At 66.4% G+C, this 19,584-nt stretch carries 18 protein-coding genes and 1 tRNA gene; 16 read left to right on the forward strand and 3 right to left on the reverse strand.

All coding sequences use genetic code 11. The features are described from left to right. The first annotated feature begins 17 nt into the window (after positions 1–17). The 5 genes from AC0L24_RS17885 to AC0L24_RS17905 are packed head-to-tail and all read left to right on the forward strand — an operon-like array spanning position 18 to position 7,318. A complete protein-coding gene (locus tag AC0L24_RS17885; protein WP_127810068.1) occupies positions 18–3,647 on the forward strand; it encodes a cobaltochelatase subunit CobN in 3,630 nt (1,209 codons plus the stop codon). Next, positions 3,644–5,167: a precorrin-3B synthase gene (gene cobG / locus AC0L24_RS17890; RefSeq protein ID WP_127810067.1), complete on the forward strand. Its 1,524-nt coding sequence runs from the start codon at positions 3,644–3,646 to the stop codon at positions 5,165–5,167. The genes AC0L24_RS17885 and cobG overlap by 4 nt, the downstream gene beginning before the upstream one ends. Positions 5,168–5,169: 2 nt before the next feature. Then, on the forward strand, positions 5,170–5,802 hold the full coding sequence (locus tag AC0L24_RS17895; protein WP_127271902.1) for a precorrin-8X methylmutase: 633 nt from the start codon (positions 5,170–5,172) through the stop codon (positions 5,800–5,802). Continuing rightward, the gene (locus tag AC0L24_RS17900; RefSeq protein WP_127810066.1) at positions 5,799–6,557 is read left to right on the forward strand and encodes a precorrin-2 C(20)-methyltransferase; all 759 of its coding nucleotides are present in this window, start codon (positions 5,799–5,801) and stop codon (positions 6,555–6,557) included. The genes AC0L24_RS17895 and AC0L24_RS17900 overlap by 4 nt, the downstream gene beginning before the upstream one ends. Continuing rightward, positions 6,554–7,318, forward strand: a complete 765-nt coding sequence (locus AC0L24_RS17905; protein WP_127271898.1) for a precorrin-3B C(17)-methyltransferase — start codon at positions 6,554–6,556, stop codon at positions 7,316–7,318. Before AC0L24_RS17900 ends, AC0L24_RS17905 begins: the two co-directional genes overlap by 4 nt. Here AC0L24_RS17905 and AC0L24_RS17910 read toward each other — a convergent pair. Continuing rightward, positions 7,282–8,043, reverse strand: coding sequence for a cobalt-precorrin-6A reductase (locus AC0L24_RS17910; protein ID WP_127270798.1), 762 nt, complete (start codon positions 8,041–8,043; stop codon positions 7,282–7,284). The genes AC0L24_RS17905 and AC0L24_RS17910 overlap by 37 nt on opposite strands. 1 nt (position 8,044) lies before the next feature. Here AC0L24_RS17910 and cbiE point away from each other — a divergent pair, with 1 nt between their 5' ends. The 8 genes from cbiE (at position 8,045) to AC0L24_RS17950 (ending at position 14,732) form a co-directional block, all read left to right on the forward strand. After that, positions 8,045–9,286 carry a precorrin-6y C5,15-methyltransferase (decarboxylating) subunit CbiE gene (gene cbiE / locus AC0L24_RS17915; RefSeq protein WP_127810065.1) on the forward strand — a complete coding sequence of 414 codons (1,242 nt, stop codon included), beginning with the start codon at positions 8,045–8,047 and terminating at the stop codon, positions 9,284–9,286. Then, positions 9,283–9,666 (forward strand): cobalamin biosynthesis protein, encoded by a 384-nt coding sequence (locus AC0L24_RS17920; RefSeq protein ID WP_127810064.1) that lies wholly within the window; start codon positions 9,283–9,285, stop codon positions 9,664–9,666. Before cbiE ends, AC0L24_RS17920 begins: the two co-directional genes overlap by 4 nt. After that, positions 9,663–10,427 (forward strand): precorrin-4 C(11)-methyltransferase, encoded by a 765-nt coding sequence (cobM, locus tag AC0L24_RS17925; protein ID WP_127810063.1) that lies wholly within the window; start codon positions 9,663–9,665, stop codon positions 10,425–10,427. The genes AC0L24_RS17920 and cobM overlap by 4 nt, the downstream gene beginning before the upstream one ends. Beyond that, positions 10,424–11,230, forward strand: a complete 807-nt coding sequence (gene cobA / locus AC0L24_RS17930) for a uroporphyrinogen-III C-methyltransferase (RefSeq protein ID WP_127810062.1) — start codon at positions 10,424–10,426, stop codon at positions 11,228–11,230. Before cobM ends, cobA begins: the two co-directional genes overlap by 4 nt. Beyond that, complete coding sequence (locus AC0L24_RS17935) at positions 11,227–12,540, forward strand: cobyrinate a,c-diamide synthase (RefSeq protein ID WP_127810061.1); 1,314 nt, start codon at positions 11,227–11,229, stop codon at positions 12,538–12,540. The genes cobA and AC0L24_RS17935 overlap by 4 nt, the downstream gene beginning before the upstream one ends. 3 nt (positions 12,541–12,543) lie before the next feature. Continuing rightward, positions 12,544–13,320: an adenosylcobinamide-GDP ribazoletransferase gene (cobS, locus tag AC0L24_RS17940; protein ID WP_127399295.1), complete on the forward strand. Its 777-nt coding sequence runs from the start codon at positions 12,544–12,546 to the stop codon at positions 13,318–13,320. Between the two features lie 51 nt (positions 13,321–13,371). Further along, complete coding sequence (gene cobT, locus AC0L24_RS17945) at positions 13,372–14,382, forward strand: nicotinate-nucleotide--dimethylbenzimidazole phosphoribosyltransferase (RefSeq protein WP_127810060.1); 1,011 nt, start codon at positions 13,372–13,374, stop codon at positions 14,380–14,382. Between the two features lie 92 nt (positions 14,383–14,474). Continuing rightward, positions 14,475–14,732, forward strand: a complete 258-nt coding sequence (locus AC0L24_RS17950) for a hypothetical protein (RefSeq protein WP_127810059.1) — start codon at positions 14,475–14,477, stop codon at positions 14,730–14,732. Between the two features lie 112 nt (positions 14,733–14,844). Here AC0L24_RS17950 and AC0L24_RS17955 read toward each other — a convergent pair. Further along, a tRNA-Lys gene (locus AC0L24_RS17955) sits at positions 14,845–14,920 on the reverse strand. A 344-nt stretch (positions 14,921–15,264) separates the two neighbouring features. Then, a complete protein-coding gene (locus AC0L24_RS17960; RefSeq protein WP_127810058.1) occupies positions 15,265–16,173 on the reverse strand; it encodes a PhzF family phenazine biosynthesis protein in 909 nt (302 codons plus the stop codon). Between the two features lie 101 nt (positions 16,174–16,274). Here AC0L24_RS17960 and AC0L24_RS17965 point away from each other — a divergent pair, with 101 nt between their 5' ends. From AC0L24_RS17965 to AC0L24_RS17975, 3 genes are read left to right on the forward strand one after another with little or no spacing between them, the layout of a single operon-like run. Further along, positions 16,275–17,567, forward strand: a complete 1,293-nt coding sequence (locus AC0L24_RS17965) for an efflux RND transporter periplasmic adaptor subunit (RefSeq protein ID WP_127810057.1) — start codon at positions 16,275–16,277, stop codon at positions 17,565–17,567. Positions 17,568–17,571: 4 nt separating this feature from the next. Beyond that, positions 17,572–18,285: an ABC transporter ATP-binding protein gene (locus AC0L24_RS17970; protein WP_127810056.1), complete on the forward strand. Its 714-nt coding sequence runs from the start codon at positions 17,572–17,574 to the stop codon at positions 18,283–18,285. After that, the gene (locus tag AC0L24_RS17975) at positions 18,282–19,499 is read left to right on the forward strand and encodes an ABC transporter permease (RefSeq protein ID WP_127810055.1); all 1,218 of its coding nucleotides are present in this window, start codon (positions 18,282–18,284) and stop codon (positions 19,497–19,499) included. The genes AC0L24_RS17970 and AC0L24_RS17975 overlap by 4 nt, the downstream gene beginning before the upstream one ends. Positions 19,500–19,584 lie beyond the last annotated feature (85 nt).

The following is a 19,584-nucleotide window of genomic DNA, read 5'->3' on the forward strand; positions in this document are numbered from 1 at the left end:
TTCGGACACGGGTCGCGATGCACATCCTCACCACGACATCCGCCTCGCTCGACGACCTCGCCGAGCCGGTCGATCTGCGGCAGACGCCGGCGGATATCGTGGCCCTGTCCTTCACCGACAGCGATCTCGCCGGACTGGCAGCCGCCTGGAAGGCCGATGCCGGCCGCCGGCCCTCGATGCGGCTGGCCGCCCTGCGTGACCTGCGCCATCCCATGTCCGTCGACCTCTGGGTCGACAGCGTCGCCCGCCACGCCAAGATCATCCTGGTGCGCATCCTCGGCGGCTACGACTGGTGGCGCTACGGCTGCGACCAGCTCGCCTCGACTGCCCGCGAACGCGGCATAAAGCTGGCACTGCTGCCCGGCGAATGCCGCGACGAGGATCTGCGCCTGATCGAAGCCTCGACGTTGCCGCGCGAAGAGTTGGACGGCCTGCTCGACTATTTCCGCGAGGGCGGCCCGGCGAATATGAGCGCGCTGGTGCGGAGATTGGCGCGGCTGGCGGGGTCGGATGCGCCTTTCGTCGAACCGGTCGCCGTGCCCAAAGCTGGCTACTACGAACCCGGCCGCGGCGTCGTCCCCCTCCCCCTCGAGGGGAGGGTCCGGCCGCAGGCCGGGGGTGGGGTCCTCTCCGAGGCGCGCCGACTCAAAGAAACGCCGCGTCCGGTCGTACCGACCCCACCCGGCCCTGCGGGCCACCCTCCCCTCGAGGGGGAGGGAAAGGTCGTGCCTATCCTGTTCTACCGCTCGATGCTGCTGGCCGCCGATGTCGCGCCAATCGACGCACTTTTTGAAGCTCTGCGACAGCGCGGCATCAACCCGGTCCCAATCTTCGTCTCCAGCCTCAAGGACCCGGCATCCCTGGCCTTCGTGGAAACAGCACTCGCCTCACTGAAACCCGCCGCCATCGTCACCGCTACCGCTTTCGCGTCCGGTGCCGAACCGGGCAATGAGACCTTGTTCGACCGCGCCGGCGTGCCGGTCTTCCAGGTCATCGTCGCCACCACCCGCCGCGACATCTGGGAGAACAACCAGCGCGGCCTGGCGCCCGCCGACCTTGCCATGCATGTCGTGCTGCCCGAGCTCGACGGCCGCATCCTGGCCGGCGCCATTTCCTTCAAGGGCGAGAGCGAGATCGATCCAGCACTTGGCCACCGCGCTTTCGCCAACCGGCCGGAACCGGATCGCGTGGCGCAAGTGGCTGACCGCATCGCGGCCTTCATCCGGTTGCGGGAGACGCCCCGGGCCAAGCGCAAGCTGGCGATCCTGATGCCGGATTATCCCAGCGCCCCCGGCCGCACCGGCTATGCCGTCGGCCTCGACGTGCCGTCCAGCGTGCTGGCCATTCTGCAGGACCTGCGGGATCAGGGCTACGGGGTTGAGGGGATTCCGGAGACGCCGCGTGAGTTGCTGGGTATGTTGGAAACGGGCGAGCACGGGCTGGCCTTCCAGGATTACATGGCCTTCTCGACCGAATTGCCGACTGCGGCAATTGCTGCAGTCGAAGCCGCTTGGGGGAAGGTGGAAGATGAGACGGGTCTGCGCGAGGCGCCCCCCTCTGTCCTGCCGGACATCTCCCCCTCAAGGGGGGAGATTGCGCTGTCATTACCGGTTTCGCCAATCTCCAATGTTGCAGGAGAGGGCGGAGCGTCAAAACTGCCAATCTCCCCCCTTGAGGGGGAGATGTCCGGCAGGACAGAGGGGGGCGCCTCGCGCCGAAGCTTCCCCTTCCGCGCCGCGACCTTCGGCAACATCACCGTAGCACTCGCCCCGGATCGCGGCCGCTCCGCCGACCGCCGCACCGACTACCACGATCCGACGCTCCCCCCACGTCATGCGCTGATCGCCTTCGGCCTGTGGCTGCGCAAGTCGCTCCGCGTCCATGCGCTGGTGCATGTCGGTGCACACGGCACGCTGGAATGGCTGCCGGGCAAAACCGTTGCTCTGTCGGAAAACTGCTTTCCCGAGATCGTCACGGGTCCCTTGCCCGTCATCTATCCCTTCATCGTCTCCAACCCAGGCGAAGCGGCGCAAGCCAAGCGCCGCATCGCCGCCGTCACCCTTGGCCATCTGCCACCGCCGCTGACCGGCGCCGGGCTTGACGAAAACCAGAACAAGCTCGAGCGGCTGGTCGACGAATATGCCCAGGCCGACGGGCTCGACCGCCGCCGCCGCGACCGTCTGGCGAAACTGATCGTCGACACCGCACAAAAGACCGGTCTCGCCTCCGACGCGGGCGTCGCCGGGACCGACGCTCCGGACGAAGCGCTGCGCCGCATCGACGCCTGGCTCTGCGACCTCAAGGATTTCGCCATCAAGGACGGGCTGCATATCTATGGCTGCGCGCCCGACGACGAGCCCGACGCCATGCGGCGACAAAGCGCTGACGCCGAGAAAGCGGCGCTGCTCGCCGCGCTCGATGGCCGCCACGTCAAGGCCGGCCCGGCCGGCGCGCCCGCGCGGGGTCGCTCGGACGTTCTGCCCACCGGCCGCAACCTGTTCACCTCGGACCCACGCACCATGCCGACGCCGACCGCCTATGATCTGGGCAAGGCAGCGGCGGAGGAAGTGGTGCGCGGCTACATGCAGTCGCATGGCGACTGGCCGCGCTCGCTGGTCATCGACCTGTGGGGCTCGGCCTCACTGCGCACCGGCGGCGAGGAGATCGCGCAAGGATTGGCTCTGATGGGCTGCCGGCCGCAATGGGATTCGGCGACCGGCCGCATCACCGGCATCGAGGTATTGCCGCCGGCCACGCTCGGAAGGCCGCGCGTCGATGTCACCTGGCGCATTTCGGGCCTGTTCCGCGACATGTTCCCGACCCAGATCGCACTGATCGATGCCGCCGCCAACGCGGTGGCCGCCCGCGACGAGGAGGACTCGGAAAACCCGCTCGCGGCCAAAACCCGTGCCGATGGCAAGCTCAGCCCGCGCATCTTCGGCACCTCACCCGGCACATACGGCGCCGGCGTCGAGGATATCTTGTCCTCCGGTAACTGGGTGGCGCGCGAAGAAATCGGCCGCGCCTATCTCGACGCCACCTCGCATGCCTATGGCGGTGCCAAGGGCGAAGGCGTATCGGTGCCCGGCGTCTTCGAAACCCGCATCGCCGAGGCCGATCTTCTCGTCCACACCGGCGACGACCCCGGCCGCGACATCCTCGAAGGCTCCGCCGAGGTCGCTTTCATCGGCGGCTTTTCGGCCGCCCTTGCGGCGCTCGGCAGGAATGCCGACGTCATCGTGCTCGACACCACGGACCCGCAAAAGCCCAAGCCGCGTTCGCTCAGTGAGGCCGTATCGCGGGTGGTGCGCGCCCGCGCCGTCAATCCACGCTTCATATCGGGACAGATGCGCCACGGCCCGCGTGGCGCCTCCGAATTTGCCGAAACCGTAGACCGCCTGGTCGGCTTCGCCGAAACCACGCACGCCATTTCGGGCACGCTGATCGAGGCAGTGCACGATGCCTATCTCGGCGATCCCATGGTCCGCGCCTTCATCCTGCGCGAGAACCCCGCCGCCGCCAAAGTCATCGCCGAGCGCTTCCTGTCGGCGCGACGGCGTGGCCTGTGGCATCCCCTGCGCAACTCCATCGACGACGATCTCACGGCCATGATTGCCGAGGCCGAGGCGCTTGGGGTGGCGGCATGAACGCCTTCTCTCGTCGCGGCGCCTGCCCGGCTTTGTCGGTGCCAATGCAAACCGGCGACGGGCTTTTGGTGCGGCTCAACCCGGTTGCTGGAGGCCCATCTTCTGGAGGCCCGACTTCTGGAGGATTGTCGCCGAAGCTTTTGATCGGGTTAGCCGAATCCGCCTTGTGGCATGGCAATGGCATCATGGAAGTCACCGCGCGCGGCAGTCTACAGATACGTGGGCTGACGACGGACAGCGCGATGCTGCTGGCGGCGGAGGTCGATGCGCTTGATATCGCGGTGCGCACCGGCGTGCCGGTGGAGACCGGCCCGCTGGCCGGCATTGATCCGCAGGAGATTGCCGATCCCCGGCCACTGGCTGAACGGATCAGGGCGGCGATTGACGAGGCTGGATTAGCGCCAATGCTGGGGCCGAAGGTTTCCGTGATTGTCGATGGCTGCGGGCAGTTGACGATGGATTCGGTGACGGCCGATGTGCGGCTTGCTGCAGTGCGGGTCGATGCAGGAGTTCGGTGGCGGGTGTCTGTCGCGGGTGATGGGTGGAATGGGAGGCCACTTGTCACTGCCGATGAAGGCTCGGCGTGCGACATCACCGTCGCGGCCCTAAGAATGGTTGCCGAAAAAAGCCGCGAGGCTCATGCGAGGGATTTGACTGAGAGGCAGTTGGTGTCTCTGGCGGGTTGGCTATGCTCGACAAGTTTGCGCGAGGCGCCCCCCTCTGTCCTGCCAGACATCTCCCCCTCAAGGGGGGAGATTACGCTGCCACCGATGGTTTCGCCAATCTCCGGTGTTGGTAAGGAAAAGCCGGCGCCTAAGCTGCCGATCTCCCCCCCTGAGGGGGAGATGTCCGGCAGGACAGAGGGGGGCGCCTCGCGTAAACCTATCGGCCTTTTCCCCTTAGCCGGCGACGCCACCGCCCTCGGCATCGCCCTCCCCTACGGCAGCATGCCAGCAGAGAAGATCATCGCTCTCGCCCAACACGCCCTCGCCCTCGGCACCTCAGAAATCCGCCTAGCCCCCGGCCGCGCCCTGCTCTTCCTCGGTCAGCTACCGGCAGCCAACCAACCCCTCCAACACACCGCCACCGCCCTCGGCTTCGTCACCGCCCCCACCGACCCGCGCACGCGCATAGCCGCTTGCCCCGGCACGCCGGCCTGCGCCTCCGGCCGCATTGCCACGCGCGAGATCGCCGAGACGATTGCCACTGAAAACGCCGACATCCTCGACTTCACCCTGCACATTTCCGGCTGTGCCAAAGGCTGCGCCCACCCCGGCCTGGCGACGCTGACGATTGTCGGCGGCGAAAACGGAGCCGGACTTGTCGTGAACGCGACGGCAAAGGCCCTTCCTGCGGGCTACAGGCCGGGCTATGACGCCGCGCGCGGCATCCGCCGCGTCGCGGCAATGATCCGCAGCGCACGATATCAAGGCGAGACTGCCGCTGCTTGCCTGACAAGGCTCGGGCCGGCCGGTATCGCCGAGGCTTACCGACAGGCCCAAACTGAAAAACGGAAATGAGCATGGCCGCCTACGACTACATCCATGACGGCACGGCGATCTACGAGCGCTCCTTCGCCATTATCCGCGCCGAGGCCGATCTGTCGCGCTTCTCCGAGGCCGAGGCCGATGTCGCCATCCGCATGATCCATGCCTGCGGCCAGGTCGAATCTTCAAGTCATTTTGTGTTCTCCACGGATTTGGTTGCCGCGGCCCGCACCGCTTTGGCGGCGGGCGCGCCAATTTTCTGCGACGCGGAAATGGTCTCGCATGGCGTCACCCGCGCCAGGCTGCCGGCCGGCAACGAGGTGATCTGCACCTTGCGCGATCCGCGCACGCACGACATCGCCAGGGAAATCGGCAACACCCGCTCGGCCGCCGCGATCGATTTGTGGGGCGAGCGCATGGCGGGCTCGGTGGTTGCCATCGGCAATGCACCGACCGCGCTGTTCTATCTATTGGAAAAACTGCGCGACGGCGCGCCGAAGCCTGCGGCCATCATCGGCATGCCGGTCGGCTTCGTCGGTGCTGCCGAATCGAAGGACGCGCTGGCCGAGAATTCCTACGGCGTTCCCTTTGCCATCGTGCGTGGCCGTCTCGGCGGCAGCGCCATGACCGCCGCAGCGCTCAATTCATTGGCGAGGCCGGGCCTGTGAACGCGCTTCCCAAAGGCCGTCTCGTCGGCGTCGGCACCGGTCCCGGCGACCCAGAACTGCTGACCCTGAAAGCCGCGCGGGCCTTGGCGGAAGCCGATGTCGTGGCCTATTTCGCCAAGCGCGGCAACAACAGCAATGCGCGCGCCATCGTCGAAGCGCAGTTCCGGCCTGAAATGACGGAATTGCCGCTGCTCTATCCCGTCACCACCGAAATCGCTAGGGATCACGACGACTACCGCTCGCAGATCACGGCTTTCTACGAGGAGTCCGCCGAGAAGGTCGCCGAGCACCTTCAGGCAGGCAGGATGGTTGCGGTGCTGTCCGAGGGCGACCCGCTTTTCTACGGCTCCTACATGCATCTGCATGTGCGCCTCGCCCATCGCTTCCCGACCGAAGTTATTCCCGGCGTCACCGCCATGTCCGGCTGCTGGTCGCAGACTGGTGTTCCGATCGTCCAGGGCGACGATGTGCTGACGGTGCTGCCCGGCACGATGAGCGAGTTCGAGCTGACGCGCCGGCTGGCTGACACCGATGCCGCCGTCATCATGAAGGTCGGCCGCAACCTGCCAAAGATCAGGCGGGCGCTGGAGGCTACGGCCAAGCTGTCGCGCGCCGTCTATGTCGAGCGCGGTACCATGGCCGGCAGCGTGTCGATGAAGCTGGCCGACAAGACGGACGACAAGGCGCCCTATTTCGCCATCGTGCTGGTCGCCGGCTGGTCCGGCCGCCCCGGCGCCGTGGGAGCGCAGGCATGAGCGGCCGTCTCACTGTCATCGGCCTTGGGCCCGGCAATGCCGATCAAGTCACTCCGGAAGCCAGCCGCGCCGTCGCCGAGGCGAAATTCTTTTACGGCTACAAACCGTATCTCGACCGGCTGGAATTGCGCCCGGAACAGACCCGAGTCGCTTCCGACAATCGCGAGGAACTCGCCCGCTCCAAGGACGCACTGATCAAAGCCGCCGAGGGCCACGACGTCGCGGTGGTTTCCGGTGGCGATCCCGGCGTGTTCGCCATGGCGGCGGCCGTCTGCGAGGCGATCGAGGCCGGCCCGGCCGAATGGCGCGCGGTCGATGTCGCTGTGGTGCCCGGCATCACCGCCATGCTGGCGGTCGCCGCCCGCATCGGCGCGCCGCTCGGCCATGATTTCTGCGCCATCTCGCTGTCCGACAATCTGAAGCCATGGGAGCTGATCGAACTGCGCCTGCTGGCGGCAGCCGGCGCCGGCTTCGTCATCGCGCTCTATAACCCGATCAGCAAGGCGCGCCCCTGGCAGCTCGGCCGCGCCTTCGAGTGCCTCACCGCGATCCTGCCCGGCACCACACCGGTGATTTTCGGCCGCGCCGCCGGCCGCCCGGATGAGCGCATCGAGGTCTACCTGCTGGCCGATGTCGAGGCAGAGAAGGCCGACATGGCGACCTGCATCATCATCGGCTCGCCGGAGACCCGCATCATCAAGCGCGCGGAGAAGCCGGCGCTGGTCTACACGCCGCGCTCGTCCACGGGACGGACAAAATGATCGACCAACACGGTCAGCGCTTCAACGCTTTCAGCCGCGGGAACATCCGGCAAGACTGGCCGTTGGATCATGACCACCTCGAGGCCAAGCGCCCGCGCCGCGGCGATCTTGCCATAAGTCGCTTCGCCGCCGCTGTTCTTGGACACGACGACATCGATGCGTTGCTTTTCGAGCAGCGCGCGTTCCTCCGCCTCACGAAACGGGCCACGGGCCAGAAGATAGCTCGCATCCGGCACGGCAAGCTTGGGCTCGATCGCGTCGACGCTGCGGACGAGATAATGATGCTGGGGCGCAGCTTCGAAAGCAGCGACCTCTTGCCGGCCCAGCGCCAGGAAAACACGGCGCGGCGCCAGTCCAAGCGCTCGCGCGGCATCGCCGGATGTAATGACCTCAGTCCAGCGGTCGCCTTCGACAGGCTCCCAGCCGGGGCGTCGCAGCGCAAGGATCGGCACACCGGCCACGCGCGCGGCTTGCGCCGCATTGGCGGAGATCTGCGCCGCATAGGGGTGCGTCGCGTCGATCAGCAGATCGATAGGCTCTTTCCGCAAATAATCGGCCAATCCATCGGCACCGCCAAAGCCCCCCGTTCGCACCGGCACGCCTTGCGCGACCGGGCTTTCAGTGCGGCCAGCCAGCGACAGCGTGACCGAGGCGCGCGCCGCCAGTTTTCCGGCCAGTTGCCGGGCTTCGGTGGTGCCGCCGAGGATCAGAATACGGTGGGTCATCATGCCTGCTGAAGGTCCGCGCGGTGCCAAGCTCACCCCAAAATGGCTCACAATCGTCGGCATCGGCGAGGACGGTTTAGCTGGTCTCGGCGACGAGGCCAAGCAGCGGATTGCCGAGGCGGAGATCATCTTCGGCGGCAAGCGGCACCTGGCGCTGGTCGCTTCCTTCGCCAAGGGCGAGGCGCGCGCCTGGCCGGTTCCTTTCGATGCCGAGATGGCTGACGTGCTGGCGCTTGCCGACAGGCGCGTCTGCGTGCTCGCTTCAGGCGATCCGTTCTTCCACGGCGTCGGCGCCACCCTCGCGCGCAAGGTCAAGCAACAGGAGATGCATGTCATCCCCGCACCGTCGGCCGTTTCGCTGGCGGCCGCGCGCCTTGGCTGGGCGCTGCAGGACATCGAGACCGTCTCGCTGCACGGCCGGCCGCTCGACCTGATCCGGCCGCTGCTGCAGCCACGCGCGCGCATTTTGGCACTGACCTCGGATGCCGAAGCCCCCGCTGCAATAGCGCGCCTGCTCACCGAACTCGACTTCGGCGCATCGCGGCTGACGATCCTGGAGGCGTTGGGTGGGCCAAGCGAGGACCACCGCACGATCCGCGCCGATGCCTTCGATCTCGAAAACATCAATCCACTCAACGTTCTGGCGGTCGAAGTTGAATCCGGTCCGGACGCGCGCGTCCTGCCGCTCACATCAGGCCTTGCCGATCATCTGTTCGACCATGACGGCCAGATCACCAAGCGCGAGATCCGCGCGATCACCCTGTCGGCGCTGGCGCCGCGGCGCGGCGAATTGCTGTGGGACATCGGCGCCGGTTCCGGTTCCATCGGCATCGAATGGATGCTGGCCCACCCTTCGATGCGCACCATTGCCATCGAGGCCGATCCGATCCGCGCCGCCCGCATTGGCCGCAACGCGGCCGTCTGCGGCGTTCCCGGCCTTGTCGTGGTGGAAGGCAGCGCGCCCAGGGCACTTGCCAGGCTGGACACGCCGGACGCGATCTTCATCGGCGGCGGCGGCAGCGATGCCGGCGTGCTGAATGCTGCCATCAAGGCGCTGCGCCCGGGCGGCCGTCTCGTGGCAAATGCGGTGACGCTGGAGATGGAAGCCTTGCTCCTCGCCCAGCATACCAAGCTCGGCGGCGATCTCACCCGCATCGCCATCTCTCGCGCATCGCCGGTCGGCGCGATGCAGGCCTGGCGGCCGGCCATGCCCGTGACCCAATGGAGCTGGGTCAAGCCATGATGGTCGCGGGCATCGGCAGCCGAAAAGGCGTGAGCGTCGAAGACGTGCTTGCCGCGATCGAAACCGCGCTGGAGACTCATGGCCTGACGATGACGGCGCTTTCGGCACTGGCGACTGCCGAGTTCAAGAAGGATGAAGAAGCGATCGCCGCCGCTGGCCGCGCGCTGAACCTTCCGGTCATCATCGTCGATGATGCAGCCCTTCAGGCCGCCTCGGACACGCTTAGCCATTCCGACCTCTCGCAAGAACTCGCCGGCACGCCATCGGTTTCCGAGACGTCCGCCCTCGCCGTTGCCGGCGCCGGCGCCAGACTGCTTGGCCCCCGCACGGTGCTCGGCCCGGTCACCTGCGCCATCGCCATCAGCGGAGATGCGCCATGACCGTCCATTTCATCGGCGCCGGTCCGGGTGCCGCCGACCTCATCACGCTGCGCGGCGCGAGGCTGCTGGCAAGCTGCCCGGTCTGCCTGCATGCCGGTTCGATCGTCGCGCCCGAATTGCTGCAGCACTGCGCGCCGGGGACAAAACTGATCGACACCGCGCCGATGTCGCTCGACGAGATCGAGGCCGCCTATCTCGACGCGCATAAATCAGGCCAGGATGTCGCCCGCCTGCATTCCGGCGACCTGTCGGTGTGGAGCGCTGTCGCCGAGCAGATCCGCCGGCTGGAAAAGCATGGCATTCCCTACACGCTGACGCCGGGCGTCCCCTCCTTCGCCGCAGCCGCCGCCGCATTGCGCCGTGAGCTGACCATTCCCGAAGTCGCGCAAAGCCTGGTGCTGACACGCATCTCAGGGCGCGCGTCAAAAATGCCGCCCGGCGAAACGCTGGCCGGCTTCGGCCGCACCGGCGCCACGCTGGCGATTCATCTGGCCATCCACGCCATCGACCGCGTCGTTGCCGAACTCACACCGCACTATGGCGGCGATTGCCCGGTGGCGGTCGTCTTCCGCGCCTCCTGGCCGGACGAGCGTGTGCTGACCGGTACGCTGGCGACCATCGAGGCGTTGCTGGCCGCTGATCCGATGGAGCGCACGGCGATCATCTTCGTCGGCCGCTCGCTGGCAGCGGAAGGTTTTGGCGAGAGTTCATTATACGACGCCCACTATCAGCGGCGTTTTCGCGGACGGGACGGATTGTGAGCGGCAGCACCAAAAACACTACGCTCGAAAAGGCGTTGTCCCAGCTGAATTTCAAGCCGCGCCGGCTTGAGCCGGGCCATGTCTGGCTGGCCGGCGCCGGCCCCGGCGACCCCGGTTGCCTGACGCTCGAAGTGCTGGCGGCTTTGGCCGAGGCGGATGCGCTGGTCTACGACGCGCTGGTCTCATCGGATGTCGTCGCCGTCGCCGAAAATGCCGAGCTTTTCTTTGCCGGCAAGCGCGGCGGAAAACCGTCGATGAAACAGGATGACATCACCGCCCTTTTGGTGCGGCTGGCGCGCGACGGCCGCCGCGTCGTCAGGCTGAAGGGCGGCGATCCCTATATTTTCGGCCGCGGCGGCGAAGAAGCCCTGGCGCTGGCGCATGAAAACATCCCGTTCCGCGTGCTGCCAGGCCTGACCTCGGGCCTCAGCGCTCTGGCCGCGACCGGCATTCCGGCCACCATGCGCGGCATCAACAAGGCAGTGATCCTGGCGACCGGCCACGCCGCCGGCACCGATGACGATCTCGATTGGGCGGCAATCGCCCGCACCGGCCAGCCTGTCGTCGTCTATATGGGCATGGCCAACCTGCCTTTGATCGCGGCGGCACTGCTCGATGGCGGGCTGGCGCCGTCGACACCGGCGGCAGTGATCGTCGCGGCGACCACGCCGCAGGAACGAACCGTCGTCGCCACGCTCGCCACCATTGCCGAGGAAGCCGCGGCCGCCGGTCTTGCCTCGCCGGCGCTGATCATCGTCGGCGGCATCGTTGCCATGCGCGCGGCACTGGCGGGACAAGCATGACGGCCCGCGCCATCATCGTCGGCGCGCCGCGCTCCGGCTCCGGCAAGACCAGCGTCACCATCGGCATTTTACGCGCGCTCACCCGGCGTGGGCTGAAGGTGCGAGGCGCCAAATCCGGCCCCGACTATATCGACCCCGGCTTCCACACCGCCGCCACGGGATTGTCCGGCGTCAATCTCGACAGCTGGGCGATGCCGCCATCGCTGCTCAACGCACTCGCCGCGCAAGCCGCCGACGACACCGATTTCGTCATCCTCGAAAGCGCCATGGGCCTGTTCGACGGCATTCCGGCCTCGCCCGGCCGCACCGGTTCGGCGGCCGACCTGGCGCGGCTCTACGGCCTGCCGGTGCTGCTGGTGCTCGACGTTTCCGGCCAGTCGACCACCGCGGCCGCCGTCGCCAAGGGTTTTGCCACCTACGATCCGGATGTACGCATGGCCGGTGTAGTGCTCAACCGGTTGGGCAGCGAGCGGCACCGCCGGCTGTCGGGCGACGCCATCGAGGCGATCGGCCTGCCGGTCGTCGGCGCCATCCTGCGCGATCCCACTCTGAACCTGCCCGAACGCCATCTCGGCCTCGTCCAGGCCGGCGAATATGACGACCTGATGGCGCATCTCGACCGGCTGGCCGATATGGCGGAGAAATCGCTCGACCTCGATGCGATCATGGCCCTGGCGACACCCTTCACCCCGGCGTCTGGCGGCTTCACCGACGCACTGGCGCCGCCCGGCCAGCGGATCGCGTTGGCCGAGGATGCCGCCTTCACCTTCCTCTATCCGCATGTCGCCGCCTACTGGCGCAAGGCGGGTGCCGAAATCGTCCCGTTCTCGCCGCTCGCCGATGAAGCGCCCGACGAGGCTTGCAATGTCTGCTGGGTGCCCGGCGGCTATCCCGAGCTTCACGCCGGCAAGCTCGCCGCCGCCGCGACTTTCCGCGCCGGGATGGCGCGTTTTGCCACGACAAAGCCCATCCATGGCGAGTGCGGTGGCTTCATGGTGCTGGGCGAAGCGCTGGAGGACGCATCGGGCGACACGCATGCGATGCTCGGCCTGCTCGGCCATTCCACCAGCTTCGCCAAACGCAAGATGAATCTCGGCTACCGCGAGGCGCGGTTGCGCGCCGACTGCCCGCTGGGCTCACAAGGTGCGCTGATCCGCGGCCACGAATTCCACTATGCGCAGATGACCTCTACCGGCAATGACGACCCCTTGGCCGACCTTGCCGACGGTCTGGGCAATCCGATCGGCGCCTCGGGCTACCGGCGCGGCCATGTCAGCGGCACCTTCTTCCATGCGATTGCGAGAGGCTAGAGCATGAAGTTCAGGAATCTGGCCCTTTCACCGCGGCAGGTTGTCGACGACATCGCGCTATGCCTGGTCTTCTTCACCCGTCTGCCGCTGCCCGTCTTCGATTTTCGCGGCCGCAGCCTTGCCGCCGCGATCTGGGCAGCCCCCATTGCCGGACTTGTCGTCGGCCTGATCGGCGCCATCGTCTTTGCCACGGCCGAACGGTTTGGCCTGGCCATGGGGCCAGCGGCGGCCCTTGCTCTCGTGGCAACCGTGCTCACCACCGGCTGCCTGCATGAGGACGGGCTATCCGACGTCTCCGACGGCTTTGGCGGCGGCAAATCGCGCGGCCGCAAACTCGAGATCATGCGCGACAGCCGCATCGGTACATATGGTGCCGCGGCGCTGGGCCTGTCGCTGCTGATCCGCTGGAGCGCGCTGTCGGAGTTCGTCGATCCCACTCAGGCCCTCTTCGCCCTCATAGCCGCACACGCGGCCTCGCGCGGCCTGCTTGGCGCCTTCATGCATCTCTTGCCTTCAGCGCGGGTCGATGGCCTCTCGGCCGATGCCGGCACCGTCTCGCAGGAAACCGCCATCGCCGGCGCCGTGCTCGGCGCGATCCCGCTGCTCCTGCTTGGACTGGGCGGAGCCATCTTCGCGCTGATCCTGCTTGGCCTGCTGTTTGCCGCTTTCCGCGCCCTTTGCCTCAACCAGATCGATGGCCAGACCGGCGACACGATCGGAGCCTTGCAGCAGGCAAGCGAGATCGCGGTGCTGCTCGTCGCTTCCGTAGCGCTTTCCTGATCCTTTGGCCTGATTCTCTTGGCCTGATTCCTTTTCGGAGACTTTGCCCCCATGCCCTTCAAATCCCTTAGTGAATTGCGCGCCGCCTGCCTCGACCTGCCGGCCGGCAGCGATGCCGCGGCCAATGCGGTCGCCCGCCGCCAGGACACGCTGACCAAGCCGCAAGGCAGCCTTGGCCGGCTGGAGACGATCGCCGCCTGGCTGGCGCGCTGGCAGGGCCGCGACATGCCAAAACTCGACCGCGTAAAAGTCTTCGTCTTCGCCGGCAACCATGGCGTCACCGCGCAAGGCGTGTCGGCCTATCCTTCCGAGGTCACCGTGCAGATGGTGGCGAATTTCGCCGGCGGCGGTGCCGCCATCAACCAGCTTGCCCGCATGGCCGGCGCCGAACTCGACGTCATTCCGCTCGATCTCGACCATCCGACAGGCGATTTCACACAAGGGCCGGCAATGGACGAGAAGGCCTTTCTGGAGGCGGTCTCGGCCGGCTATGATGCCGTGACGAAGGATCTCGACCTGATCTGCTTCGGCGAAATGGGCATCGGCAACACGACGCCGGCGGCTGCCATCTCAGCAGCCCTGTTCGGCGGCGGCGCGGAAAAATGGACCGGGCGCGGCACTGGCGTTGACGACGCCGGTCTGAAGCGCAAGGTCGTCGCCATCGAAGCCGGCTTGCAGCGTCACGTGGCCACCCTCGCCGATCCGCTGGGCATTGCTGCAGCACTCGGTGGCCGCGAACTCGCCGCCATCTTCGGCGCGACGCTCGCCGCCCGGCATCTCGGCATACCCGTACTGCTCGACGGCTTCGTCTGCACCGCCGCCGCGGCCCCGCTGGCAAAGCTGCACCCGACCGGCCTCGCCCACACAATCGCCGCGCACGTTTCGGCCGAATCGGGCCATCGCGGCCTGCTCGAAGCGCTTAGCCTGCCACCGCTGCTCGATCTCGGCATGCGGCTCGGTGAAGGCTCCGGCGCCTGCCTCGCCGTCAACATCGTCCGCTCGGCGCTGGAGTGCCATGCAAGGATGGCGAGTTTTGCCGAGGCTGGCGTTTCGGAGAAGTAGTTATCCATTCCCCGTATCGGCCGACAAAGATGCCGTTGTCACGACAAAGGAGGCATCTTCCCGTAACGGCGATTCTCAAATAGATTTTGCGGATGAAGAAATTTCATCCTGCCGCAGCTGCGGTGTTTATCGCCGGAGCGGTCGCTGTTGTGTTCCGTCACAGCAGCTATTCAAGTCATGGCCCGATCGACACCGGCATTTTCGTTGTCTTCCTGGTCTTCTTCTGGTGGCTCATCAGCGATTTCTCCGGGGGAAAAGACGGAACTGGCGCCAGCGATGCTGCAGCCGGGGAAAAGAGCCTTGCTTTTCGATTCGGCCGGTTTCTGAGCCGCATTTTTCAACGTGGCTGAATCGCAACGAGATCCGGATAGCGCGGTTAAAGAATCACAGTCAGACAGCCTGCCCGAGACGCGTCAAACGCGTCTCGCTTTCAGGGTCATTCCACCAAGTCTTTGAAGAATTTGGTGGGTGCGCACAGGATTGAACTGTGGACCCGCTGATTAAGAGTCAGCTGCTCTACCAACTGAGCTACGCACCCACTCGGCCGGCAAAAACCGGCGTTGGCGGGCATATAGCCGCCACCATCGGTCCTGTCCAGCCCTGCCGGAATCATTTCCCGACAAATCGCTCCTGGGGTTCGTCATCCCTGGGCGAAGCAGGAGCAAAGCTCCGTCGCGAAGACCCTGGGATCCATGCCGGGACGCCAACCGAAGAACGCAACGGTGCAGAAAACATGTGCCTGCTAGCGAGCTGAAAACAGTAGACGAGGTGCGCTCAATCTGCACCGTCGGTATTCAGCCCGACGGTCGCGGCATGGATCCCAGGGTCTGCGCCGCGTCGCTTCGCTCCTTGCTCCGCCCTAGGATGACGACCGTAGCGCGATCACACGAAAAGCTTGCCTTCCGCCACCTTGACCGCGTTGCCGCCAATGCGCGCCGAGGCCAGTTTGCCGCCTTGCACGGTCAGTTCGAGGCGGATGCGCGATGGCCGGCCCATCTCCAGCCCCTGCTCGATCCACAGCTGCGAAATGCCGTCGGTCGGCGCGTCGAAATGCATGATGGCGCCGGCAAAGGCCGCTGCCGCCGAGCCGGTCGCCGGATCCTCGTAGGACGGCGTGCCGGGCACGATCATGCGGACATGGAAGGCGCTTTCATGGTTCACCGTCTCGCGGCAATAGACATAGGGACTGGCGAAGGCCCATTCACTCTTGCGCGGCGCCAGTTCCGACCAGGCCTGGTTGTCCAGCCGGATTCGGCCCGCCGCCTCGAGATTGGCAACGGGAATGGTGACGTAGGGCACGCCGGCCGACCAGAACGCGACGCGGTGATTCTCGAAGCCGATCTCATGCGGCGTCAACCCAAGGGCAGCACCGATCGCCTCCGGATCGGCCTCCAGCTTCAGCGGCTCCGGCAGCTTCGCCAGGTCGAACTCGGCGAAAGTGTTTCCGTCGTGCTTGCTAACGGCACAACGCACAGGGCCGATGTTTTCTTCCAGCACGAAAATGCCGGCACCGCCCTCTTGCGCCAGTTCGGCCAGCGCGATCGCGGCGCCGACCGTCGGATGGCCGGCGAACGGCATTTCATAGTCGGGCGTGAAGATGCGAATGCGGTTTCTGTGTTTGGGATTGTCCGGCGGCAGCACGAACACCGATTCCGACAGGTTGAATTCACGCGCGATGGCCTGCATCGCGGCCGCGTCCAATCCCTTGCTGTCCAGCACGACGGCCAAAGGATTGCCGGCCAGTCGCTCGGTCGTAAACACATCGTAAAGCAAGTAATTCCGGGTTTTCATTCCTGCCTCAATCCCAACATGGGCGAAATTTAATTTGATATTTGAACCAGTAAGCCTGATCTGTGCACAGATAGGGACATTGCGCATTATAGGGGTCCAGCGTGGACCAGATTGTCAATCTGCCAAAGACGGAATCGGATTCCGCCATCGAGACGGCGCTTGGGCTCGACAGAACGGGGCTGCGCAAGTCGCGCCGGCGCGGCTGGCTCTATGCGCTGCTGGCGCTGATCGTGCTCGCCGCCGGGCTTGGCGCCTATCAGTGGTATGCGGGCTCGCCGGCCAAGATCGACTACACCACCGTGCCTGCTGCCAAGGCCGACCTCACCGTCGCGGTGTCGGCGACCGGCACGCTGCAGCCGCTCACCCAGGTCGACATTTCAAGCGAACTGTCCGGCATCATCCGCTCGGTCTCAGCCGAGGAGAATCAGCAGGTCAAGAAGGGTGACGTGCTGGCGACACTCGACACGGTGAAACTCGAAGTCCAGATCGAACGCGCCGAAGCTTCGGCCAAGGCCGCCGCCGCCAATGTCGAGGACGCCACGGTTACGCTGGCCGAAAACGAGAAGGCGCTGGTGCGCGCCGCCGAACTGACCAGGCGTGGCATGGCGACCGACCAATCGCTTGAAGCAGCAACCGCCACGCGCGACCGTTCCAAGGCAGCGCTCGACAGTGCGCAGGCCAACCTCGCCATTGCCCAGGCCGACCTCAAGGCGCAGCAGACCGACCTTGCCAAGAGTACCATCTATGCGCCGATCGACGGCATCGTGCTGACGCGTTCGGTCGATCCAGGCCAGACGGTCGCCTCCTCCCTGCAGGCGCCAGTGCTGTTCATCATCGCAGCCGATCTCAGAAACATGGAATTGGTGGCGGCGGTCGACGAGGCCGACATCGGCGCGGTCAAGTCCGGCCAGCATGCCCGCTTCACCGTCGATGCCTTCCCCGAGCGGCCGTTCGATGCCGAGATTCGCGACATCTCCTACGCCTCGGTCACCACCGACGGCGTCGTCACCTACAATGCGCGGCTCGAGGTCGACAACAACGAGCTGCTGCTGCGGCCCGGCATGACCGCCACGGTGTCGGTCGTCACCAAGCAGGCCAAGGGTGTGCTCACCGTACCGGCCACCGCCTTCCGCTATCGCCCGGTCCAGCAGGCCGCCCGCGGCTGGAGCCTGAGCGACCTGTTTACCGGCCGCATGGGCCGCCCCGGCGGCAATCGCCAGCGCCAGGCCGCCACAGTGCCCGCCGATGGCTCGCGCACGCTCTATGTGCTGGAGAATGGGCGACCGCACCCGGTCAACGTCAAGATCGGCTCCACCGACGGCGAACTGACCGAGATCCTTTCGGGCCTGGACGAAGGCGCTCAGATCATCACCGCGTCGCAGCAGCGGAGCTGATACCGTGGCTGCGGGCGCGACCCTCATCACCTTCGACAAGGTCTGGAAGAGCTATGGCCAGGGCGAGGCCAAGGTGCATGCGCTGGCCGGCGTCGATCTTGCGATCCGGCGTGGCGAATTCGTCGCCATCATGGGGCCGTCCGGCTCCGGCAAGTCGACGGCGATGAACATCATCGGCTGCCTCGACACGCCGACGGCCGGAACCTATTCCTTCATGGGCATCGACGCCGGCCGCCTCGACCGCAACCGCCGCGCCATGCTGCGCAACCTCTATGTCGGCTTCGTCTTCCAGGGCTACAATCTGCTGGCCCGCACCACGGCAGCCGAAAATGTCGAACTGCCTCTGATCTATCGCGGCGTGGCCGCCCGCGAACGCCGCGACCTTGCCATGCAGGCGTTGGCGGAGGTCGGCCTTGTCGGCCGCGAGCACCACACGCCGGCCGAACTGTCCGGCGGCCAGCAGCAGCGCGTGGCCATCGCGCGCGCCATCGTCACCCGCCCGACCCTGCTCGTCGCCGACGAGCCGACCGGCAATCTCGACACCGCCCGCACGCACGAGATCATGGAGCTGCTGACCCGGCTCAACACCGAGCTTGGCCTGACCATCGCCATGGTCACCCATGAGGCCGACGTCGCCGGCTATGCCGAACGCACCATCCGCTTCCTCGACGGCCACGTCGCTTCTGACACCGCGAAGCTGGAAATGGCATCACCATGATCTGGGAAACCGTCCGCCTCTCGCTCCGCTCGATCCGCCGCAACGTGCTGCGCTCGTTCCTGACCTTGCTCGGCATCGTCATCGGCGTTGCCGCCGTCATTGCCATGCTCACCATCGGCTCCGGCACCACCGAAAAGGTCAAGGCCGACATCTCCAAGCTCGGCAGCAATCTGCTGGTCGTCCGCTCCGGCCGTCCGGCCGGCCCCGGCGGCCCGGGCGGGCTCGACCAGGTGGTGCGTCCGCTGGCCGAAAAGGACCTGGCGGCACTCGTTGCGCATCTCAGCGGTGCCCGCGCGATTTCGCCGGCTTCGCAAAAGCAGGTCCGCGTCATCTTCGGCACCGAGAGCTTGACCTCGGGCGTCACCGGCACCGACAGCGCCTATCTCGATGCGCGCGACTGGAAGCTGGTATCAGGCCGCCCGTTCAGCGATTCCGAAACCCGTTCCGGCACCGGCGTGTGCCTGATCGGCGAGACCGTGCGCCAGCAATTCTTCGGCGCCGGCGATCCCGAGGGCGAGATCATCCGCGTCAACCGCACCTCCTGCAAGATCATCGGCCTGCTCGAACCCAAGGGCTATACCGGCTTCGGCCAGGACCAGGACAATGTCGTCCTGATGCCGCTGCACGCCTATCAGCGCCGCATCGCCGGCAACCGCGACATCGACAACATCTACATCGCCGCCGACGACCGCACACCGACCAGCGAGTTGCAGCCGCGCGTCGAGGACATCTTGCGAGACGCGCGCCGCATCACACCCGATCGCGAGAGCGATTTCGCCATCCGCGACATGACCCAGATCGCCGACGCCATGGCCAGCGCCACAACCACCATGACCGGCATGCTGGGCGCCGTCGCAGGCGTCAGCCTGCTGGTCGGCGGCATCGGCATTATGAACATCATGCTGGTGTCGGTCACCGAACGCACGCGCGAGATCGGCATCAGGCTGGCCATCGGGGCGCATGAAAAGCACATCCTCATCCAGTTCCTGGTCGAGGCGACGGTGCTGTCGCTGCTCGGCGGCATTATCGGCATCCTGATCGGGCTGGCGCTGGCCGGCCTCGCCGCGGTGACGCTGACCATCCCGTTCGCGCCGAGCCCGGCGGTGATCCTGCTCGCCGTCGGCTTTTCCGCCCTGATCGGCATGGTGTTCGGCTTCTTCCCTGCGCTGCGCGGCGCCAGGCTCGACCCGATCGACGCGCTGCGGCACGAATAGGCACCCGGTCGGAAGCGCGCCAGCGCTCCAACCGGTTTTGCACAGTCTTCGGTGTTTCCACCCTGCCCGCCGCTGTCGCCGCGCC

This window comes from Mesorhizobium sp. WSM4809, assembly GCF_055811655.1.

Coding starts and splice junctions, on each gene's coding strand:
- cobT (WP_127810060.1), top strand. CDS start 13,372: ATGCCCTTCAAATCCCTTAGTGAATTGCGCGCCGCCTGCCTCGACCTG.
- AC0L24_RS17895 (WP_127271902.1), top strand. CDS start 5,170: ATGGCCGCCTACGACTACATCCATGACGGCACGGCGATCTACGAGCGC.
- AC0L24_RS17920 (WP_127810064.1), top strand. CDS start 9,283: ATGATGGTCGCGGGCATCGGCAGCCGAAAAGGCGTGAGCGTCGAAGAC.
- cbiE (WP_127810065.1), top strand. CDS start 8,045: ATGCCTGCTGAAGGTCCGCGCGGTGCCAAGCTCACCCCAAAATGGCTC.
- AC0L24_RS17960 (WP_127810058.1), bottom strand. CDS start 16,173: ATGAAAACCCGGAATTACTTGCTTTACGATGTGTTTACGACCGAGCGA.
- AC0L24_RS17975 (WP_127810055.1), top strand. CDS start 18,282: ATGATCTGGGAAACCGTCCGCCTCTCGCTCCGCTCGATCCGCCGCAAC.
- cobG (WP_127810067.1), top strand. CDS start 3,644: ATGAACGCCTTCTCTCGTCGCGGCGCCTGCCCGGCTTTGTCGGTGCCA.
- cobS (WP_127399295.1), top strand. CDS start 12,544: ATGAAGTTCAGGAATCTGGCCCTTTCACCGCGGCAGGTTGTCGACGAC.
- AC0L24_RS17905 (WP_127271898.1), top strand. CDS start 6,554: ATGAGCGGCCGTCTCACTGTCATCGGCCTTGGGCCCGGCAATGCCGAT.
- AC0L24_RS17935 (WP_127810061.1), top strand. CDS start 11,227: ATGACGGCCCGCGCCATCATCGTCGGCGCGCCGCGCTCCGGCTCCGGC.
- AC0L24_RS17950 (WP_127810059.1), top strand. CDS start 14,475: ATGAAGAAATTTCATCCTGCCGCAGCTGCGGTGTTTATCGCCGGAGCG.
- AC0L24_RS17910 (WP_127270798.1), bottom strand. CDS start 8,043: ATGACCCACCGTATTCTGATCCTCGGCGGCACCACCGAAGCCCGGCAA.
- cobM (WP_127810063.1), top strand. CDS start 9,663: ATGACCGTCCATTTCATCGGCGCCGGTCCGGGTGCCGCCGACCTCATC.
- AC0L24_RS17885 (WP_127810068.1), top strand. CDS start 18: ATGCACATCCTCACCACGACATCCGCCTCGCTCGACGACCTCGCCGAG.